General features: G+C 60.6%; 8 protein-coding genes and 2 pseudogenes. 8 read left to right on the top strand and 2 right to left on the bottom strand.

Annotated features, from left to right (window positions below):
* Positions 1-313 precede the first annotated feature (313 nt).
* The 7 genes and pseudogenes from tnpA (at position 314) to ABIF91_RS27020 (ending at position 13,692) form a co-directional block, all read left to right on the top strand.
* Positions 314-736, top strand: a complete 423-nt coding sequence (gene tnpA, locus ABIF91_RS27050; RefSeq protein WP_424578819.1) for an IS66-like element accessory protein TnpA — start codon at positions 314-316, stop codon at positions 734-736.
* A complete protein-coding gene (tnpB, locus tag ABIF91_RS27045) occupies positions 733-1,089 on the top strand; it encodes an IS66 family insertion sequence element accessory protein TnpB (RefSeq protein WP_018273742.1) in 357 nt (118 codons plus the stop codon). The genes tnpA and tnpB overlap by 4 nt, the downstream gene beginning before the upstream one ends.
* 50 nt (positions 1,090-1,139) lie before the next feature.
* On the top strand, positions 1,140-2,690 hold the full coding sequence (gene tnpC, locus ABIF91_RS27040) for an IS66 family transposase (RefSeq protein WP_035681142.1): 1,551 nt from the start codon (positions 1,140-1,142) through the stop codon (positions 2,688-2,690).
* A complete protein-coding gene (locus ABIF91_RS27035; protein WP_063712394.1) occupies positions 2,687-3,337 on the top strand; it encodes a UPF0149 family protein in 651 nt (216 codons plus the stop codon). The genes tnpC and ABIF91_RS27035 overlap by 4 nt, the downstream gene beginning before the upstream one ends.
* A gap of 49 nt (positions 3,338-3,386) precedes the next feature.
* Positions 3,387-4,507: pseudogene (locus ABIF91_RS27030) on the top strand (IS3 family transposase); the annotation flags it as partial.
* Positions 4,508-6,426: 1,919 nt separating this feature from the next.
* Entirely contained in the window at positions 6,427-7,656 is a 1,230-nt protein-coding gene (locus ABIF91_RS27025; RefSeq protein WP_424579482.1) for a GTP-binding protein, read from the top strand.
* 600 nt (positions 7,657-8,256) lie between these two features.
* A complete protein-coding gene (locus tag ABIF91_RS27020; RefSeq protein WP_424579821.1) occupies positions 8,257-13,692 on the top strand; it encodes a DUF4082 domain-containing protein in 5,436 nt (1,811 codons plus the stop codon).
* Between the two features lie 660 nt (positions 13,693-14,352).
* On the opposite strand, the pseudogene ABIF91_RS27015 reads toward ABIF91_RS27020, so the two are convergent.
* Together ABIF91_RS27015 and ABIF91_RS27010 are read right to left on the bottom strand one after the other, a co-directional pair.
* Positions 14,353-14,736 (bottom strand): annotated as a pseudogene (locus tag ABIF91_RS27015) (transposase); the annotation flags it as partial.
* Positions 14,737-14,783: 47 nt separating this feature from the next.
* Positions 14,784-15,383 (bottom strand): UPF0149 family protein, encoded by a 600-nt coding sequence (locus ABIF91_RS27010; protein ID WP_018273740.1) that lies wholly within the window; start codon positions 15,381-15,383, stop codon positions 14,784-14,786.
* Positions 15,384-15,580: 197 nt separating this feature from the next.
* On the opposite strand from ABIF91_RS27010, the gene istA reads away from it, so the two are divergent.
* Positions 15,581-17,116: an IS21 family transposase gene (gene istA / locus ABIF91_RS27005; protein ID WP_424578659.1), complete on the top strand. Its 1,536-nt coding sequence runs from the start codon at positions 15,581-15,583 to the stop codon at positions 17,114-17,116.
* Positions 17,117-17,120: the final 4 nt, after the last annotated feature.

Here is a 17,120-nt window from a genome sequence, read left to right as displayed (position 1 = left end):
GTCGAAGAGATCGACGCAAGATTTTATGAACAGGTCAACAAACGAGGAGAACCGCGCCGGGCGCGATCCTTTGAATATTGGTCTGAGCCCCGCAAACTCCTCCAAGAATGGGTAGAGTCCGTCACCTCTGAGGAGATGGACCATGAAATCGAGTCGGTTCACGGAAGAGCAGATCATCGGGATTTTGCGGGAGCAGGAGGCGGGTGTGGCAACGGCTGATGTCTGATAGCGGTACGACGACCCCACCTCGTTTAGGTGGACGGGATGAGCGAGACTCGCGCGTGGATTTGACAACGCGAGGGACGCTCGTTCCATGCATCAAGACAGACATCAAGACGGGCATGATGCCGCCTCCTATCAGCGGATCGAGGTGATCACAGGGGAGAGGCGACGGCGCAGTTGGAGCGATGCGGAGAAGGCGCGGATCGTGGCCGAGAGTGCCGATCCGGAGACGAGCATTTCCGAGGTGGCTCGACGCAACGGGGTGAACCGGGGACTGCTCAGTGTGTGGCGGCGCCAGGCGCGGCTCGCGTCGAGCGAAGCGCCGCAGTTCGTGCAAGTCAGGCTCCAGGCCGCCGTCGAGGCGCAGCCGAACGCGATCGATAAGGCGCATGTTCTGACGGATCCGGCCGAGCGGATCGAGGTGATGATCGCGGGCGCGACGGTGCGCGTGCCCGTCGGCGTCGACGCCGCGACGCTGGAGCGCGTGCTGGCGGCGGTGAGATCGACGCGATGATCTCTTTCGGTCCAATGGTCCGTGTGTTCGTCGCGACGCAGCCGATTGACTTTCGTAAAGGCGTTCATGGCCTTGTCGCGCTGGTAGCGGAGGGATTAGGCGGCAAGCCCTACAGCGGTGACGTTTATGTCTTCCGATCGAAGCGATCGGATCGTTTGAAGCTACTGGTTTTTGACGGCTCGGGAATGGTTCTAGCGACGAAGTGGCTGGAGAATGGGGGCTTTGCCTGGCCACCTGTTCGCGAGGGTACGATGCCGGTGACGGGGGCGCAACTGGCGATGCTGATTGAAGGTCTTGCGGAGTGGTCGCGTGTGGTCCCGAAGGTGACGAAGCGGCCGACGAAGGTTGCCTGAAGCGTCTTGTTTTGCTGGCGATTGCGAGTGCGTTCGTGTAGCTCTGCGATATGGCGCTTCGCCCCGAAGATCTCCCCTCTGACCCTGCGGCTCTTGCCGAGATGGTGCTGGCTTTCGAAGGCGAGAACGATGATCTGCGCGCAGAGATCGCCACGTTGAAGAGCCTGATCTTCGGCGCACGATCGGAGCGCGCGGCGATCGTCTGCGCCGAACAGATCGCGTTTGATCTGGAACGGACCGCCGGCTCACAGCTCCCGGCCAATGACGACAAACCGGACGCGCCGCGGCCGGAGCGGCGCAAAGCGAAGCGCAACATCGGCGCGCTGCCGGCGCATCTGCCTCGGGTCGAGCGGGTGATCGAGCCGGCGTCCACGCTGTGCCCGTGCTGCACGGGTCAGATGCATCGGATCGGCGAGGAGAGCAGCGAAGCGCTCGATCGGGTTCCCGCGTGGCTGCGCGTGCTCCGCACGATCCGTCCAAAATACGCCTGCCGCTCCTGTGAGGGCCCGATTGTCCAGGCCCCGGCACCGGCGCGGCTCGTCGAGGGCGGCATGGCAACGACGGCGCTGATCGCGCATATCGCCGCGGCCAAATATGCCTGGCAATCGACGCTCTATCGCCAGACGCAGATCCTGGCGGGTCAGGGTGTCGTCGTCGACCGTCAGACGCTGGCGCGCTGGATGGGGAGCGCGGCGTGGCTGGTCAGGGGCCTCTACGATCTGCAACTGAAGACTATGCACGGCTTCGAGCGGCTGTTCTGCGACGAGACGCCGATGCCAGTGCTCGATCCGGGACGCGGCCGCACGAGGATCTGCCAGTTCTGGGCGCACGCGACGGACGATCGGGCGTGGAAGGGGCCGGCGCCGCCGGCGGTCGCCTACGTGTTCGCAGGTGGTCGCGGCAAAAAGGAGATCGTGGCGCAGTTAGCCGGCTTCGAAGGCGTGCTGCAAGTCGACGGCTATGCCGCCTACGCCTCGCTGGCGGGCGATGCGATGATGTCGGGCCAGATCCAGCTGGCGTATTGTCTCGTTCACGCGCGCCGCAACTTCGTGAGGGTGCACAAGACGACGAACTCACCCTTCGCCGCGGAGGTCATCGAGCGCATTGCGGCCGTCTACGCGATCGAGGAGAGGATCCGCGGTCTCGATGCTGGGGAACGCCGCGCGACGCGACAGGCCGAGACGAAGCCGCTGATGGAGGCGTTGAGGGCCCGTCTGATCGCGGTGAAGGACGGGATCTCCCGCCGCTCGACGCTCATCAAGGCGATCGACTACATGCTCGAACGCTGGCAGGGCCTGACGACGTTCCTGGATGACGGGCGGCTCGAGCCGGACACCAACACGGTCGAACGATCGATCAGGCCAATTGCGATCGGAAAAAAGAACTCGTTGTTCAGTGGTGACGAAGGCGGGGGCGAGACCTGGGCGATACTCGCTTCGCTTCTTAACACAGCGAAATTGAATGGCCTCGACCCCGAGGCGTATCTCGTCGACGTTCTCGATCGCATGGTGAGCGGCGCCACGAAGACCAACCAGCTTCACGAACTTCTGGCCTGGAACTGGAAGGCCGCACGCGAAGCCGAAAAGCGGGCCGTGGCATGACGAAGCCGAAGCAAGGGCGGGGAACGCGAAAAGCACGCAAGACGACGATGGCGGACTATGCCATGTCGTTCGAACGGCTCGGGCAATGGATCAGCAAGCGCGCCAGGTCGCCGACGCTTCGGCATCCGCGGGCGACGTCGCTCTCCATGCTCGATGGCGCGGTGGCCGCGGTCGTCGCCGGGCCGGTCTCGATGGCGTCCGAGGAATGGGTGTGCCCGCTCCTCGGCGTAGATCCCGACGCCTTCAATCACGACACCGAGGAGTTCTCGGCAATCGCCGCCACGCTGATGCGCCACAACGCTATCAGCGAGACGCTGTCGACGAGACCGGAGAGCTTCGAGCCGCTGTTCGTGCGATCACCGGACGGCGAAGTCGACCCGCAGCCCTGGTGCATGGGCTTCTACGCCGTCATGAAGCTTCGGCTTCTCGTCTGGTCGCGGCTTCTCCCCCCGAATGGAACCGAACACCTTATGCTGCGGCCGATCTTGGTCCATTGCATCGACGACGCCGGTCGACCCTTGCTACCCCCGGCCCGGCGCACGCTGGGAACGCAGCCCATCATCCAAAACGCCTGGCGCAACATTCCAGCAACCGTCGAGGCCCTCCGGCAGTTCTGGATGCCTATACGCTTCAAGCGCGGTGCGTAGGCCGTCCGCACCAAGTCCGTGGCTCCGTGGGCCTCTCGTACCGTTTACTGATGTCTGCCGCAAACACGGGATCTCGAGCGCAACGTTCTACAAATGGAAGGCCAAGTACGGTGGCCTGGAGGTATCCGATGCCAAGCGGCTGAAGGCATTGGAGGACGAGAACGCCAAGCTGAAGAAGCTCCTGGCCGAGGCAATGCTCGACAACGCCATGCTCAAGGACGTTGCGTCAAAAAAATGGTGACGCCCGCCGCGAGGCGAGAGGCCGTCGCTCATCTGCGGACCACCTTCGAGGTGAGCGAACGGCGGGCGTGCAAAGCCCTGGGGGCAGATCGCGCATCGGTGCGCTATCGCAGCGGGCGAGCCGATGATGCGGCCGTGCGCGCCCGCCTGCGCGAACTGGCGGCGATCCGCCGCCGGTTCGGCTACCGTCGTCTGCTGGTGCTGATGCGCCGCGAGGGGCTGGTCATGAACCACAAGAAGCTTCGACGTCTGTATCGCGAGGAACGGCTGCAAGTCCGCCGGCGTGGCGGCCGTAAACGGGCGCTCGGCAGCAGGGCGCCAATGGCGATCCCGCAAGGCGCCAACCAGCGCTGGAGTCTCGACTTTCTGTCGGATGCGTTCGCCGATGGCCGACGGTTCCGGATTCTGGCTGTGGTCGACGACTTCACCCGCGAATGCCTGGCGCTCGTCGCCGATACTTCGCTGCCGGGCCTGCGGGTCACACGCGAGCTCGACCTCATCATTGCCTGGCGCGGCCGGCCAGCGATGTGCCTGTCCGACAACGGCACTGAGCTGACCGGAATGGCCGTGCTGCGCTTCAGCCAGGAGAGGCAGATCGAGTGGCACTACATCGCGCCCGCCAAACCGACCCAGAATGCCTTCATCGAGAGCTTTAACGCCCGCCTGCGCGATGAACTCCTCAATGAGACGCTGTTCACTTCGCTCGCACAGGCGCGAGCCGTGCTGGCGGCCTGGAAAGACGACTACAACAACGCCCGGCCGCACAGCGCCCTGGGCAACCTCACGCCGACCGAATACGCCAAACGCAACGCTCTTGGGCCGCAACGGGACGGGACGCTGCGCTATGCCGAGGGCTCCGCGCCCCGCCCCGTTGCTTCACCGAGCCCCTTGGGCTCATATTCAACCGGGACTCTTTCCATTGCTGGATGAAGCGAGGGGCTCAGACCAGCTCAACCAGCGCGCGAAATCAAGTTCAGCCTGTCGTACTTAGGATGGAATTTTCGGTGAAGCCGCACCGGGTAGTGAAGTAGCCGCAGTGCCAGCTCAGCTTTCCAAGATGAGCTGTGGAGAGAGTGAGAGAGCCAGTTGGTGGCGACCGGAAATGTGAAGTGGCCTCAGGGGGTGCAATGATCATATTCGGGACGCAGCGCGCGCACGCTCAAATCAGATCATCCTGACCGGCACTTCAGTTCAGCCAAGACATCAGCCGTTGCGCGCCGAGCTAGATCCAGGGAACTTGCCGCAACTCAGGTAGGTAATTTACAAAGCGACCGCACAGCGGCGTTTGCGGCGGTCGATCAATGTCTCTAGCTAGTTAATTATAAGAAATTAAATATTTTAAATTGCCTGAAATGCGATTATAATCGCGTCGTTGCCGAGGAGAGGCATCCCGAGTTGCGGGAGGTCATGAGGACGCGAGATGAATACGACCGCTAATCGCTGGACGAGCCGGGAAGATGAGCTTTTTCGAAGGTTAGTAAATTCTCGAGCATCGTCGAGCTCTATCGCCCAGGCTTTGAATAGAACCGAAGATGAGTTGAAGAAGCGAGGCTATCTCCTCGGGTTGCCGTTGAAGTGGTTCAAGGCAGCCGGTGGCATACCCCATCGCGTGCCAGGAAAGACCACGTTTTGCTCAACAGAGTAACGATTACCCGTAGGGCTACATGAGCAAAGACCGAAATCATGTTGTGCGCGTTCTGCAAAAAAGGGCGGTCACCTGGCGGCCATCAGGTGGACTTGTCTTCAAAGTCCAAGGTTTCGAAACACAATCTGAACCGCCCCTTGATGCGCGAGCGCAGGAGAATGCAACTCAGGAGCCGCTAGAGATCTTTCCGGAGGGCTGGTGGGCTTCGCCGTGAGCGGTCGTTGGCTGACAGGCTGGCAATCTGGGTCAAGGCGAATCCACCTCGGAGGCACCAGCGTGCTGCGGTGCTGCGCCCGAGGCCCGGCAACCAGCGGTGGCTATAGCTTAAGATATATATATTCCATATTTTCGAATGGCCTAAACTTTGGATTATTTCGCTTCGTTGAGAAGGTGGGTTTCATGACGATGCAATCATTGAGGAGCAAACACATTGCCACACTCAACGGGCTGTATTTCGAACAGACCCCAACCTTGCCATTTACAAGGCCGGAGAATGGATGCACCCGAGATCTTCATTCGGCGAGTAGATTTAAACGGGCTTCCGATAATAACGAGTCGTGCTCGCTGAGCCGGCGAGTTGATCTACAGGCACGATTGAACAGTGTTAAGCGTGAAATCGAAGCATACGTAAGAATCGAGAGAGAGGAGAAAGCTCGGTTCGATCGCGACTTCTACATGTGGACTGCAGAGGATCGAATTGAGTGGCAGGAAACACAACTTGGCAATGCAGAACGTCTTCGCGAACTCCTTAAGGAGCATAGCGATCTGCAAAGCGGCTTCGAAGGCAAGAGTGTATGACCTCCAAACTCATGGCAGGGAACCGGTAGTCCCTGGAGGCTCTTATGGGCAATATCAAAGAAGCTATTCTCCGCGCGATGCCTCAAATGCTGTTCTTTGTGGGGTACGCGGCTATTTTCTTGTTCGCGGTTCACCTCTACGTCTCGCTGATGTGGGGCAGAGGACCGTGAGTGAAGATCGTTGACGCGGTGTGTTTTCGCCCCATGCGGCTGGTTCACGCCCTGTTGAGCGAGGCGCCGTCGCATGCACATGGGGCGCAACGCAGCTGCACATTCACGAGGGAGGGGCAGGCCAAGGTGGGCGTAGCCAAAGGGACGTCCAAATGGTTGCGGTGTGAGCCTCTGCACCGGTGCCCACCTTCATTAACGTCATTTAGTCCGCAAGTCATCAGCCAGCCGGGAGGCTTATGAAAGAGGCAGCACACGCCGCCGATCGGCTACCAGTCACCGCGCTCAGTGGATTCCTGGGTTCGGGGAAGACGACATTGCTCAACCATGTGCTGAGGAATCGCGAGGGCCTCCGAGTTGCGGTCATCGTCAACGACATGAGTCAGTTGAATATAGACGCAGCTCTGGTTCGTAACGGTGGCACGAATTTGTCGCATACAACCGAAGCGCTCGTGGAACTTAGCAATGGTTGCATATGCTGCACGCTGCGCGGCGATCTCCTGCTGGAAGTCAGGCGATTGGCCGAAGAGCGGCGCTTTGACTACCTTCTAATCGAAGGTACCGGCATTTCTGAACCTCTTCCTGTCGCGGCAACTTTCTCCTTTCGCGACGAAGCCGGTGTCTCGCTCTCCGATCTTGCAAAGCTCGACACAATGGTTACCGTCGTGGACGCCGTGAACTTGCTCGCCAACTACAACAGCCGCGATCTGCTACGAGACCACGGCGAGTTTCGCGATGCCTCCGATGGACGTACGCTCGTTGATCTCCTGGTCGAGCAAATCGAATTTGCTGACGTGGTTGTGATCAACAAGGTGTCAGAAGCCACGGAGACGACGCGTGCGGAGGTTCGCAAGGTCGTTGCCGCGTTCAATCCACGGGCGCGCCAGATCGAGACCGACTTTGGCCGTGTTCCTCTCCGCGCAATTCTCAACACCGGCCTGTTCGATGAAGCGAAGGCTGCGGCTCATCCTCTCTGGAACAAGGAGCTATACAGTCCCGCTTCCCATATCCCGGAAACCGAGGAGTACGGCATATCGAGTTTCGTCTACTTGGAAAGACGCCCGTTCGATCCCGTCAGCCTGTTGTCCTTTCTCAATAAGCCCTGGCCAGGCGTGATACGCGCCAAGGGACATTTCTGGCTTGCGACCCGTCCCGACTGGGTGGGTGTTCTCTCCGTCGCAGGAATGCAGCGTCGATGCGAGCCCATGGGACATTGGTGGGCGACGGTCCCGAAGTCGACGTGGCCAAGCCATCCTCAGGTCCAACATCATCTCGGTCAGCAATGGGACGACACCTGGGGGGATCGCCGTCAGGAGCTTGTGTTCATCGGTTCAGGCATGGACGAAGCGTACATTCGAGCCTCGCTGGATGCCTGCCTTGCCAATTCGGAGAATGGGTTCGATCCTCAGAGCTGGCGCAATCTCAGCGATCCCTTTCCGCCTTGGCAGTTTCCTGATCACGTAAGCTAGGCGACGCCCAGGCGTTTTTGCATTTTACTACATCAGCGCTCTCGGATGGCGATCACGTGATATAAGAAATGTTGAAGTTAAATATTTAATATATTAATGTGCCAACTTAATTCGACGCCACTGGATCTTTGGCAACCATGGTTGTAGCAGCCACTACGAGTAACGGTGCAATCGCAGCCGAAGGGCAGGCCGACCAGTGCGGCTTCGCGCTCGCCTCGTGGTTCAGAGCCCCGCCTATCAGTCCAAAATTGGCTCGTTCGCGAACATTGGAGATGTCCCTTCGACATCCACGCCATCGTCTAGGTGACGGGCATCAGAATCTTTCATTCATATTCTTCCATCTCTCGCGAGGATGTCATGAGGTCCTTGTACGAAAAGTCTGGCTTGAGCCAGTTGGCCTTTGGATTGCGGACTTGGCCACGGACCTTGCACCGGAGGAGTATCTGGGCGTCAGATCCAGAGGCTAAGGACGAACTTCTGCCAACGCACCCCGTGCGCAATCCGCTTGAAACGGACCTGCGCGCCTCAGATGCCACTGCACTATCTTTATCCAATTTGGCTTCGCGCGCCGAATTCGCGAGGGTAACCGCAGGATTGCGAATGCCAACCTCAGCGGCAGCCGACCAAACGACCTCAAACCCCGTCGTCATCCTTGGTCGGATTCCCTCGGCGGCCTTGGCTCCGAGTATCGTTGGATCGTCGACAATTCCAGCGGCCGCGCAGGTTTGTGGTTGCGGCTACTTCATTGCTCCAACACGATTGCTCGATCAAAGTGCAGCCCACATCGAGCAGTTGCAGGGTACTCGTTTATCTGGTGGAGCGGACTTCGTGCTGACCGGCCAGACCGGAATCATGAGAGCCTCCATTAGTGCCGACATGTCATTGCAGCAGGTTACGCCTCTTATCAACTGGAATGCGCTGCCAGGTGGAGGAGAGACCGGTACCGGGACGCCAACCAGCCCAATCGGAATTCTGTCCGGCTCGGTGACAACTGCAAAAGCTCCCCCAGCCGGCCGGCAGGCCGCCACAACGGAGTCCGCCAGCAGTCTCGCCGCCGCAGCGACTTCTACAAATCCAATCGTTCTCGAGAACCAGAGGCCGGGAAACCCGCAAAGCGAATGGGATATCGTTGGCGCGGGCAGTTCGAACATCGAGGGTTTTGCCACCGACATCAGCGTCAATCGGGGCAACCGGGTCGACTTCAAGATCAATACGAATTCATCAAACTACCGGATCGATATCTACCGCCTCGGCTACTACGGCGGAATGGGAGCGCGAAAGGTTCACACCATCCAGCACACGGGCGTGCAAAATCAGCCCACACCGCTGCGCGACGCGGCGACCGGCCTGGTCGATGCGGGCAATTGGTCCGTCTCAGCCTCCTGGGATATTCCGGCCGATGCCGTGTCCGGCGTTTATATCGCAAAGCTTGTGCGCCAGGATGGAACTGCCGGCGCCAATCACATCCCCTTCATCGTTCGAGACGACGGCAGCACCAGCGATGTGATCTTCCAGACCTCGGACACAACCTGGCAGGCCTACAACGGCTGGGGCGGCGCCAATTTCTATGGCGGCAACGGTCCTGCGACCGGTCAAGGCGCGGGACGCGCCTACGCGTTGAGCTACAACCGGCCGATCGCCACCCGCGGCAACGTCGGGACCTATGCCGGCCCGCAGGACTATTTGTTCGGCGCTGAATATTCTGCGATCTACTGGCTGGAGCAGAATGGTTACGACGTCTCCTACATGTCGGGAGTCGATGCGGACCGTTACGGCAGTCTCCTCCTCAACCACCAGCTCTATCTCGACGTTGGTCACGACGAGTATTGGTCAGGGCAGCAACGCGCCAATGTACAGGCGGCCCGCGATGCCGGCGTGAATCTTGCGTTCTGGAGCGGCAACGAGATGTATTGGCGCACGCGCTGGGGCAACAGCATAAGCAGCGACGCCACGGCCTACCGCACCTTGATCTCCTATAAGGAGACTTTTTCACCAGGAGCGTCGATTGATCCAAGCGACCAGTGGACAGGAACGTTCCGTGATCCGCGCCTCAGCCCGCCGGCGGTCGGCGGGGGAATCCCGGAAAATGCCCTGATCGGACAGATGTTCCAGGTCGATGATGTCGGCCAAGGCAGCGGCCTCCAGTCAATCACAATTCCCTATGATGACGCTAACCTGCGCTTCTGGCGCAACACGAGCGTTGCCAATCTTCAGCCCGGGCAAACGGCAACGCTGACCAAGAACTATCTCGGCTATGAGTGGGATGAAGCGCCTGACAACGGATTCGATCCAGCCGGCCTGGTTCGGCTTTCCTCGACAACCATTCCGGTCAATACCTATCTGCTTGACTATGGCAACACGACCGGAAGTGGCGTCTCAACCCATAACTTGACCCTTTATCGCGCTCCGAGCGGCGCATTAGTCTTCGGCGCCGGTACGGTCTACTGGGCATGGGGCCTGAGCGACAATCACGACCTGGCGCCGACACCGACCGATCCGCGCGTGCAACAGGCTATGATCAATCTGCTCGCCGACATGGGGATTCAACCGGGAACGCTCCAGTCGGGGATGGTCGCGGGCACCGGCTCGACGGACTCGGCGGCTCCGACTTCCACCATCAACGCCCTGGCGAATTTCAGTGCCGGACGTGCGGTCACGATTTCCGGCACGGCAGCGGATGTCGGCGGTGGCGTGATCGCTGGCGTGGAGGTCTCGACCGATGGCGGACTGAGCTGGCAGAACGCGATTGGCGATGAGACGTGGACTTATACCTGGGCGCCGCAAGTTGCCGGGACTTACACGATCAAATCACGCGCGGTGGACGACAGCATCAATCTGGAAACGCCTTCGGCGGGCCGCACGGTGACCGTGAGCGCGCCGTCCTTCATCTCGCTCTTTCCTGGCTCGGCGACCCCCGCCACAGTCAACACGATAGATGCCGGCGCGGTCGAGCTCGGTGTGAGGTTTCAAACGTCGACTGCCGGCACCGTAAGCGGAATCCGCTTCTACAAGAGCAGCCAGGATACAGGCACCCACACGGGTGAGCTCTGGACCAGCACCGGCACTTTGCTGGCAACCGCCACTTTTACAAACGAAACGACAAGCGGTTGGCAGAGCGTGACCTTCTCCAACCCGGTCCCGCTGACGGCAGGCACTACCTATGTCGCGTCTTATCACACGAACGTGGGCCACTACTCCTCCAGCGTGAACTACTTCACGAGCAATGTGACAAGCGGTCCGCTGACCGCCCTCGCCAATGGTAATGGCGTTTATACCTACAGCACTAACAGGGCATTCCCGACCACCACGTTCCAATCGACAAATTTCTGGGTTGACGTCATGTTCAACCCTTCCACCGCCAATTCCGCGCCGGTGGCCACGAACGATACCGGGCCGACCGTGACGCAAAATACGCCCATGACGATCACGGCGGCGTCGCTGATCGCCAACGACAGCGACCCCAATGGGGACGCACTAACCATAAGCGGAGTAAGCGCAGCTACAAACGGCACCGTCGTCCTCAACACGCAGCCCAATCCGCAGAATAACAACATCACATTCACGCCCGCCGCCGGCTATACCGGTCCGGCCAGCTTCAGCTACACGATCTCGGACGGGCGCGGCGGTACGGCCACGGCCAATGTCAGCCTCACGGTGGTACCGCCCGGTGCGGCTCCCGTCAGCCTGTTCAGCGCGTCAAATATACCAGCGCAGACCAACCTCAACGACGGATCCCAAATTGAAGTCGGGATGAAGTTCAGGGCCTCGGTCGCCGGCCAGATTACGGCTCTCAAATTCTACCGCAGCGCCAGCGACACTGGTCCAGCTGTCCTTGATCTCTGGACGTCGACGGGCACCCGCCTCGCTACGGCCACCTTCACCAATACGTTGGTCAGCGGCTGGCAGACCGTTACCCTGCCGTCCCCGGTTTCGATCGCCGCCAACACGACCTATGTTGCTTCCTATCACACCACCGGCGCCTACGTGGTGACCAGCAACTACTTCACCACGGCTGTCACCAACGGCCCATTGACCGCGCTATCGACCACGACGGCCGGCGGCAACGGCGTCTATTCCTATGGCGGCACCAGCACGTCCGGCATCTTCCCGACCAACACCTATAACGCCTCGAACTACTGGGTCGATGTTGTGTTCGCGCCGTCCGGCGGCGGCAACCAGCCGCCGGTTGCCAACAACGACAGCGGCTACACCACCACCCAGAACACGGCACTTACGATTGCAGCGGCGGCGCTGCTCGCGAACGACACCGATCCTGACGGCGGTACGCTGACGATCACGGGCGTGAGCGGCGGCACCCACGGCACTGTCAGCTTCAACAGCCAAACCAATGTAGTTACCTTCACGCCGACCACCGGCTATACCGGCGCTGCCTCCTTTAGCTATGCCATCGCCGACGGACAGGGCGGAACCGCAACTGCAACGGTCAGCCTGACTGTAAATACGGCAACTAACCAGCCGCCGGTAGCTAACAACGATAGCGGCTACAGCACTACGCGGGACACGGCTCTCACTGTTGCCGCGTCTGCCCTGCTTGCGAACGACACCGATCCGAATGGCGACCAGCTGACGATCACGGGTGTGAGCGCTGGTGTCAACGGCATCGTCAGCTTCGATGCCCAGACCAATCGTGTCACCTTCACGCCGACCACCGGCTATACCGGCGCCGCATCCTTCACCTATGCCATTTCAGATGGTCGCGGCGGCACCGCAACTGCAACGGCAAATTTGACAGTCACCACGCCGACAGTGAGCCTGTTTTCAAGCTCCGACACGCCGGCCATTCTCTCGGATCCTGACGCGGCTCAGGTCAATCTCGGGGTGCGTTTCACGTCATCCGCGGCCGGCACCATCAACGGCATCAAGTACTACAAGGGTGCGGGCGACATCGGCACCCATACGGGGTCATTGTGGAGCAGCACAGGCACGTTGCTGGCGACCGCGACATTCACGAACGAAACCAGCAGTGGGTGGCAGACCGTCATCTTCAATAATCCGGTTTCGATCGCCGCGGGCACGACTTATGTGGCAAGCTACCACAGCAATGGGCACTACACGTCCACGGGCAACTACTTTACTAGCCCGCGCGTCAATGGTCAGCTCACCGCCCCAGCCGGCAACAATGGCGTCTACACCTACGGCAACGGCAATCTGTTTCCAACGAGCACCTTCGGGGCCACCAACTACTGGGTGGACGTGATTTATAGTCCCGCGAGCGGTGTCAACCGGCCGCCGGTCGCGGCGAATGACTCCGGGTTCAGCGCTACTCAGAACTCTCCGCTCTCGATCCCAGCTTCGGCCTTGCTGGCCAACGACACCGATCCCGACGGCGATGCCTTAACCATCACGGGCGTGAGCAACGGCGCCGGCGGCACCGCGAGCTACAACGCGCAGACCAGCAGCGTCACTTTCACACCGAACTCGGGATACACAGGACCGGCGTCGTTCACCTATGCAATCTCCGACGGTCGAGGTGGGACGGCAAGCGCGTCCGCCTCTCTGAACGTCAACGCGGCATCTGCGAGCATCGTAAGTCTGTTTAGCAACAATCCGACGCCGAGTGTGGTATCGGTCAATGATCCGAACTCGGTGGAGCTCGGGTTCAAATTCCGGGCGTCGAGCGCCGGCGATGTCACCGGGCTACGCTTCTACAAGGGCCCGTCGAACACCGGCACTCATACCGCCAATCTATGGAGCAGCACCGGCACCCTGCTGGCCACAACCACCTTCACCAATGAGACGGCGAGCGGCTGGCAGCAAGTCAACTTCCCCACGGCCGTGACCCTCACGCCAGGGACGACGTATGTTGCATCGTATCACACGTCAGGAAATTACTCCGTCGATCCCAACCTGTTTAGTTCGGAGGTCACAAACGGACCACTGACTGCGCCATCCTCGGCCTCGAGCGGGGGCAATGGGGTGTATGCATATGGATCAAACAGCCTCTTCCCGACCAACACCTACAACTCAACGAGTTACGGCGTGGATGTTCTGTTCCGTCCGCAACTGTCTGCGTAGCGGGGCCGCGGCTGCGAGCCGACGGTGATCCCGATTGCGCTTGCTGCACGATTGAAAAGTAAATGCCGGTCTGGGCGAATCTAAGCCGCAGCCATGATTTGCGCTAACGCCAGTGATGGTGAAGGCTAAACCGCGCCCCCCGCGCTCTGCAGCTAGGCCTACTCTTCTGCACTGGACCAAACGGCAGAGCCGATCTTTCCAGTCAAAAATAGCCGCCCACGCGTCAGCAGTGGAAGATCGAAAGATGCTGCAAGTGTCGACAGCGACAATGCTCGGGAAAGCCGAGTGGAGATGACTGGATTAATTTAATAATCTCGTCGCTTAAATTTAGTTTGAGGGATTTAAGACTTAATTCCGACAGAATGCATAGCACTTTCTGCGTCGGGGCAGGGCCCATCAAACCTGGAGTCCTGCATGTTCGGCCGAATAGTAATTGCGTCAGCTGTCGTGTTGGCAACCTCTATTTCCTCGGAGGCGCGTCCTCTACGGGCCACTCCCCCGCCTGAATGCAATGAGAGCTGGCCCCGGTTGTTTGGACAGCGCCCCGCTGGATTTAAGTGGATTCCTGCCGGGTTATGCTGAACGCGGGGCTTTACGGTTTTGTCGTTGCGTCGGGAGGGCGTAGCCCGACCAGAGCGACGACAAAACCGTCGGCGACGGTCATGCGGCCATCACCATAGCTTGCGTGCCGAAGTAAGCCTCGTCGGGCGTGCGCCCGTCAAGGCTCGAGTGAGGGCGTCCCTGATTGTAGAAGGCCAGATACTTGGCAATTGACGCTCGCGCCTCGGACACGCTGTCGTAGGCGCGGAGATATACTTCTTCGTATTTGACCGTGCGCCAGAGCCGCTCGACAAACACGTTGTCGCGCCAGGCGCCCTTGCCGTCCATGCTGATGGCGATCTTCGCGTCCAGCAGCACATCGGTGAACTCGAGGCTGGTGAACTGGCTGCCCTGATCCGTGTTGAAAATCTCGGGCCTGCCGTGCTTCGCCAACGCCTCCTGGACCGCTTCGACGCAGAAGGCCGCCTCCATTGTGATCGAGAGTAAACGGTACGAGAGGCCCACGGAGCCACGGACTTGGTGCGGACGGCCTACGCACCGCGCTTGAAGCGTATAGGCATCCAGAACTGCCGGAGGGCCTCGACGGTTGCTGGAATGTTGCGCCAGGCGTTTTGGATGATGGGCTGCGTTCCCAGCGTGCGCCGGGCCGGGGGTAGCAAGGGTCGACCGGCGTCGTCGATGCAATGGACCAAGATCGGCCGCAGCATAAGGTGTTCGGTTCCATTCGGGGGGAGAAGCCGCGACCAGACGAGAAGCCGAAGCTTCATGACGGCGTAGAAGCCCATGCACCAGGGCTGCGGGTCGACTTCGCCGTCCGGTGATCGCACGAACAGCGGCTCGAAGCTCTCCGGTCTCGTCGACAGCGTCTCGCTGATAGCGTTGTGGCGCATCAGCGTGGCGGCGATTGCCGAGAACTCCTCGGTGTCGTGATTGAAGGCGTCGGGATCTACGCCGAGGAGCGGGCACACCCATTCCTCGGACGCCATCGAGACCGGCCCGGCGACGACCGCGGCCACCGCGCCATCGAGCATGGAGAGCGACGTCGCCCGCGGATGCCGAAGCGTCGGCGACCTGGCGCGCTTGCTGATCCATTGCCCGAGCCGTTCGAACGACATGGCATAGTCCGCCATCTGCGGATTCCGATTTATTCCGGCCGGGTATTCCGACTTGAAGCCGGCCATCGTTCCGATTTGAAGCCGGCCACGATTCCGAAATGAAACCGGCCGGCATTCCGATTTGAAGTCGGCCGGGTTTTTGGAAGTCGGCGTTTTCGTTTGGATCAGTCCCTCAGGCATCAAGTCCCGCGTTGATCAACGTGGGGAAGCGGATGCCGGCCAAGAGAGAACTGACCATGCGACAGATACGACAGATGCTGCGGCTTGCCCGTGATGGGGTGAGCGCCCGGGAGATTGGGCGCACGCTCGGCGTGGCGCGCAGCACCATCCAGGACAACCTCAAGCGTGCCTCGACTGCCGGGCTGGCGTGGCCTTTGGCGGGCGATCTGACCGACGCCGTTCTTGAACAACGTCTGTTTGCCCATGCCGGCGTCAGGCGCGGCTTTCGCCGGCGCCGGGAGCCGGATTGGGCCTCGCTGGCCTGTGAGCTGAAGCGGCCTGGCGTCAATCTGATGGTGCTGTGGGAGGAGTACCGGGCGGTCCACCCGGAAGGTTATGGCTACAGCCGGTTCTGCGATTTATTCCGAGAATTCGACCGGCGGCTGTCTCCGACGATGCGGCAGGACCATCCGGCCGGCGACAAGGTCTTTGTCGATTACTCCGGCAAGAAGATCATGATCGTTGATCGCGAAACCGGGGTTGTACGCGATGCGGAGATCTTCGTCGCCGTGCTTGGCGCCTCGAATTACACCTACGCCGAGGCGACCTGGACGCAGACACTTCCGGACTGGATCGAGGCCCATGTCCGGATGTTCCGGTTCTTTGGCGGGGTGCCGCGCCTCGTCGTCCCTGACAATCTGAAGTCCGGCGTGCACCGGGCTTCGTTCTACGACCCTGAAATCAATCGCAGCTACGGGATGATGGCGTCCCATTACGGCGTTGGCGTCCTTCCGGCACGGCCAAGAAAGCCGCGGGATAAGGCAAAAGTGGAGGCCGGGGTTCGGTTTGCCCAGACCTATATCCTCGGGCGGCTTCGTCGCCAGACCTTCTTCTCGTTGGCCGAGGCGAACGCAGCCATTGCCGCTGCGCTGGAGCGGATCAACGCGCACATCATGCGCCGGCTCGGTGTCAGTCGCCGTCAATTGTTCGAGACGGTCGAGATGTCGGTCCTGGCGTCGTTGCCGGACGCCGATTATCAGTTTGCGGAATGGCGCGTGGCCCGCGTCTCGCTCGATTATCATGTCGAGATCGACGGCTTCTTCTACTCAGTTCCACACGGCCTGATCCGGGAGCAGGTCGACGTCCGCGCCACCACCCGGACCATCGAGCTGTTCCATCGGGGTTCGCGTGTTGCGGCTCACCAGCGCCGCTACGGCGGCCGCCGGCACGGCACCGATCCCGACCACATGCCCAGCGCGCATCGGCGTTACGCCGAGTGGACTCCCGAGCGGTTCCGTCGCTGGGGACGATCGATCGGGCTAAACACTGAGGGTCTCGTCCTCGCCATTCTGGCCAATCGGCCTCATCCCGAACAAGGATTCCGGACCTGTCTGGGTGTGCTTCGGCTGTTCAAGGATCTCGATCCGGAACGCGCCGAGTTGATCGCGGCCCGCGCGGTTGCGGTCCGCGCGCTGACCTACAAGAGCATCGCCTCGATCATCGCCAACAAGCTCGACCGCAGCGCTCGCCCCACCGATGACGTCGTCGTCGACCATCCCAATCTGCGCGGCCCCGGCTACTTCCATTGAAAGG

Origin of the sequence: Bradyrhizobium sp. USDA 241 (assembly GCF_049739505.1) — a bacterium.
Taxonomy (GTDB): domain Bacteria; phylum Pseudomonadota; class Alphaproteobacteria; order Rhizobiales; family Xanthobacteraceae; genus Bradyrhizobium; species Bradyrhizobium liaoningense.
This window is presented reverse-complemented; position numbering and strand designations above follow the sequence as displayed.

Coding starts and splice junctions, on each gene's coding strand:
- istA (WP_424578659.1), top strand. CDS start 15,581: ATGCCGGCCAAGAGAGAACTGACCATGCGACAGATACGACAGATGCTG.
- ABIF91_RS27025 (WP_424579482.1), top strand. CDS start 6,427: ATGAAAGAGGCAGCACACGCCGCCGATCGGCTACCAGTCACCGCGCTC.
- ABIF91_RS27035 (WP_063712394.1), top strand. CDS start 2,687: ATGACGAAGCCGAAGCAAGGGCGGGGAACGCGAAAAGCACGCAAGACG.
- ABIF91_RS27010 (WP_018273740.1), bottom strand. CDS start 15,383: ATGGCGGACTATGCCATGTCGTTCGAACGGCTCGGGCAATGGATCAGC.
- ABIF91_RS27020 (WP_424579821.1), top strand. CDS start 8,257: ATGCCAACCTCAGCGGCAGCCGACCAAACGACCTCAAACCCCGTCGTC.
- tnpB (WP_018273742.1), top strand. CDS start 733: ATGATCTCTTTCGGTCCAATGGTCCGTGTGTTCGTCGCGACGCAGCCG.
- tnpA (WP_424578819.1), top strand. CDS start 314: ATGCATCAAGACAGACATCAAGACGGGCATGATGCCGCCTCCTATCAG.
- tnpC (WP_035681142.1), top strand. CDS start 1,140: ATGGCGCTTCGCCCCGAAGATCTCCCCTCTGACCCTGCGGCTCTTGCC.